Origin of the sequence: Flavobacterium sp. (assembly GCF_013822155.1) — a bacterium.
In the GTDB taxonomy this organism is placed as follows: domain Bacteria; phylum Bacteroidota; class Bacteroidia; order Flavobacteriales; family Flavobacteriaceae; genus Flavobacterium.
In genome coordinates this window covers 1-4,170 of record NZ_PNJW01000103.1, presented here as the reverse complement: position 1 = coordinate 4,170, position 4,170 = coordinate 1, and the positions used below count along the sequence as shown (strand labels likewise).

Sequence of the window (4,170 nt, the reverse complement as noted above, 5' to 3'; positions counted from 1 at the left end):
CAGATATGTTTACATTGGACTGTGCTAAACGAAACTGAAAATCACAAGTCTTATATTTTTCTTTTAATTGATTTATTACATCAGTACTATATTCCAAATACTTTTCCATATTCTTCTTTTAGTTTAATTAATAGATCCTGCTCATTAGACTTCTTATAGGGTTTGAAATCTTCACTATTCTCAATGAGCATATATTTTTTTAAATATTCAAAATGAACAAAATTATATTTATCAAAAGCAAACTCATCTACATCAGATACAGCACTTCCAATATTATTTACTGTTAAGATTCCATTTTCATACTTTTTCCTGAAAGTATCAATTCTCGGAACTAAACTCCCTTTTTCTAGCTTGTAATAAGCTATATTTCCAGCAATTGGATTGCTTTTTGTCTTTATAAAGACAGTTCCATTTTCATTTAATCCTAAGTAGTTTGATGACAAACAATCTCTCAGGAAATTATCACTTTGCCAATCATCATTTGTATTCTTATACAATAATCTTGTCATTGAAAAAATACTTTCAAGATCATTTTGATTGCAAGAAACTTCTTTTGCAATATTTATTAATGTTAAGAACTCTAACCAAGTAAGATAGATTAGTTCATCATTCAGTTTCACCCCATTATTTTCATTAATTAATAATCTCTCTTTGAAAAGATCCTTGATAAATATTGGAGTAATGTTACTATTAATAACTTCAAGTGTTTTATCTTTCAGAAACTTTCTTGTATAAGAAATATTCTCATCTAATATCCCCGCAGAAATATCAAAAGCCTTGTCCTTTAAGAACTCAAAACTTATCAAAAATGAAGGTATAATTTCTGATAAATTGTTCTCCTCAATTATTTCTATAAACTTATTAATCGGAACAACGTCTATCTGCCCATTTGCATAATCTGTGATTGTCGATGATTGAATACCAACGATATTTATCATTCCATTACTTAATCTCAAAATTCCGCCACCGGAAAAACCAAAAATGTCTTCATGATTTAGATTTCCGAAATTTGTCTCTAATCTAAAGTACCCGTTATTGGTTGTATCGACTTTGCGATTAATTTGATAATTACTATATCTGTCATTCTCATTGTCACCTATTTTACTAGGATAACCACATAGTAAACACTCATTAAAAGCGATACAATCTTCATCAACAAAAATCTGATTAAAGCCTAAGTTTCCATTTAAAATTAAAATAGCTGCATCTACATTTTCACTAGAATGCTCAAAATAATTTTGCCCATATATTATTTCAATTTCATTGGGTTCATTTTGACTATTTGAGAAAAAGTAACTAATATTAGCTTTTAGTTCTTTTGTATCTGGTCCATTATCATGTTTCACATCTTCATAAAAAACATGTTTCGCAGAAAGTATATAAGTTTTAGTTTCGTCCAAAGGTTGAAACAAAACACCGCTCCCACTGTCTAAAATGACTGAATATTTTTTTAAGTCGTTTCCGTTCATCAAAACTCATTTTGCATTTTAGATCTAAAATCCGAGTAATCTTTCCAATCCTGCTCTGAAAAGATTGTGTCTTTTAAATCATAGTTGAAGTAAATAAAAGCGTTAGGATTATTATTGATAATTCTAGCTATTGTTCTTTTATTTGGTAATCCGTGTTTAGTTGCATTTGAACTTATCAGATAATTATCTGTTTTTACAATTTCCAAAAGTTTTTTGTTGGTATTGTACATACTTCCGTGATGAGATATTTTCATCAATTCCACATTTAAAGGATTATCCTTATTGTAACCGAAAGTATTCAACCCTTCGATTATCACAGAAGGATGAGCATCAGCTAAGAAAAGAAAACTTTTGTCTTCATATTCCATTATAAAAGCAATAGAACTTCCGTTTGCAACACTTGTATCTTCCTTAAATTTAAAATCAGATTGATTTTCTTCATCAATAAAATCTTTCAAAGAAGTTTGGAAATCATATTCCTCGCCACTTGTAAAATAATCCTTTTGTTTTTCATATAGTTTTAAAAGCTGATCAAGTTTCTCGTTGTTTGGTGACAAACTTTTGAATTTTAAGCCAAATAAATCATGTTCTGAACCTTGTTCAATAATTTCCCCTTGCCATAAATTATTATCTCTAAGATATTTTTCAAATTTAATCCCTTGTCGAGGACTTGTGTGAAAATCGTCGGCTCCGTTAACTATTTCAATATCCAAATCTTTGTTTTCATCGCTTTCAAACTTCTTAGCTATTTCCTTTCCTGAGTTAAACCAAACCTTTTTAATAAGACTAGAAGCCTCTTTGTCTTTATTCAGCCATCTCAAAATTCCGCCGATATGATCGTCATCAAAATGGGTTAAAATAAGGAGATCTATGAACTGCTCATCTTTTCGAAGCTTTTCAATTACTTTATGCAAATCACCCTTTACATTTGATGAGTTTTTATAAGTGTTGCCGACACCTCCGTCAATAAGGATATTTCTAGGAATGTCATTTTCGAAAAATGAGATCCATATAGAATCACCATTAAAAGCTTGTAAAAATTTTATTTTCATGAAAATTATTTATATTTCCTTTATTACGTTTAACTTAATAAACTTGCACTTAATAATAAAATGTTAAATATACTAAAAAAGCAGTGTTATTTATTACAAAAACATCTTATTTGAAAAGAATCTGTAAACTTACTTTTAATCCTTTAAATTCAACTCTAAGTAAATATTGTTTTAAAAAGGTATCACAATAAAAAACTAAACGTCTGTATTTTTGAAATACACTCAAGAAGATTTAAAATCAAGTGTCCGCTTTTTATTTATGGGGAAGTTCCGCCACAGCGCTTCCCTGCAACCCTTGGTCTACCAAATACCCTAAAAATGTAACAAAAGGTTTGATATCCTGATCAACACTTGCACTTTCAAGAGCCTGCATGTATTCCTCTCGTCTTTCTACTGGAATTACTGTCCATGGATAGCCTCCTGAAGCCAAAATAGCATTCATCAGAAATCTACCCATTCTTCCATTACCATCCATATATGGGTGTATAAAAACAAAAATAAAATGTCCTAACACAGCTCTTACAGAGGTTTCTGGCTCTTCTTCTAACAACTCAAACAATATGGGCATAGCATCACGCATTGCATCCACACTAAGTGGGACATGCTTAGAATTGCCTATATAAACCTGATGATTACGATATCCTGCTAAATCTGAGGCTTTGAGTAGTCCCGCAACCACACTTGGATCAAATAATTGCCTGTACCATTTTGCGTGGTCTTTATCCACTTGTGTGCCAGAATTAGCACCCTGTAATATACTTTCAATAGTTTTTTTTACTTCATTAAAAGCTTGATAATATCCCCTTGCTGCCATTGCATCCCTCTGTTTACGATCTTCCTCATTTTCTTTTATATCCCATTCGCCACTACTTACTTTGGCAATCAGTTCGGGTGTTACCTTATATCGTTCAATGGAAAGAGAATGGTAAGCATCTGTAACAAAAATATCGTCGATATCCTGCAGATATGAGTCAGGAGTTAAGGAAAGACCAGGAGCTACAGGAAAGTTTGCTATAACCTCTTCACGCATCTCCATCCACATCAGACGAATACGGTTTGCGTATGGCGAACGCTCACGAGCAGGTAATTTAATCGCAAGTTTATTCTCAAATGGATCTTCTTCACGGATATCGTAGTCTGCCTCTTTAAAAGTATCCACTATTTGGTCAGCTATTTTTTCTCTTCCTATATTCCGGAACGCACCGGCTAGACGTCCGGCTAGTGTAGTATGTCCATTTTCTAACAATATAGATAATAACTCTGATGCATCTCGTATCAAAGAAAGAGTTGTTCGGGCATCAATAGCGTTACGACTATAAATGGAGGCTGTACTATAAATTATTGCCGACTGCAAGTTATAAATACGCATACCTTTTTGTATTTCTGTATGTGCAGTAGTTGGTATTTCTGACTTTAGGTTGAACAATGAAGTGTTGTGTGGTAACGGAGTAGGCTTATTGTTTCCATTCGGAGAACGGACAAGCAATTGTTGCGGTACTGACCAGTTTCCAGCATGAATAAGTAGTGACTGATCAGCGGACAAACACCAATTGTCACCATACTTTCGACCAAGAAATTGGGAAATGAAATCCCAATAAGAACTATACCAAGCGGTAGTTTCACCATTTTTTTCATTTGGGTCTGTAGCT

General features: G+C 32.5%; 3 protein-coding genes. All 3 read right to left on the bottom strand.

Going from position 1 to position 4,170, the window contains the following annotated elements:
- Window positions 1-86: 86 nt before the first annotated feature.
- A complete protein-coding gene (locus C0512_RS14740) occupies window positions 87-1,469 on the bottom strand; it encodes an ABC-three component system protein (protein ID WP_290862915.1) in 1,383 nt (460 codons plus the stop codon).
- Window positions 1,469-2,521, bottom strand: coding sequence for an MBL fold metallo-hydrolase (locus tag C0512_RS14735; protein WP_290862913.1), 1,053 nt, complete (start codon window positions 2,519-2,521; stop codon window positions 1,469-1,471). The genes C0512_RS14740 and C0512_RS14735 overlap by 1 nt, the downstream gene beginning before the upstream one ends.
- Window positions 2,522-2,774: 253 nt before the next feature.
- Window positions 2,775-4,170 (bottom strand): Fic family protein (locus tag C0512_RS14730; protein WP_290862911.1); only part of this gene is annotated, 1,396 nt, incomplete at its 5' end.

What these genes read in the sequence shown, in the direction of transcription:
- C0512_RS14735 (WP_290862913.1), bottom strand. Translation starts at nt 2,521, where the DNA reads ATGAAAATAAAATTTTTACAAGCTTTTAATGGTGATTCTATATGGATC.
- C0512_RS14740 (WP_290862915.1), bottom strand. Translation starts at nt 1,469, where the DNA reads ATGAACGGAAACGACTTAAAAAAATATTCAGTCATTTTAGACAGTGGG.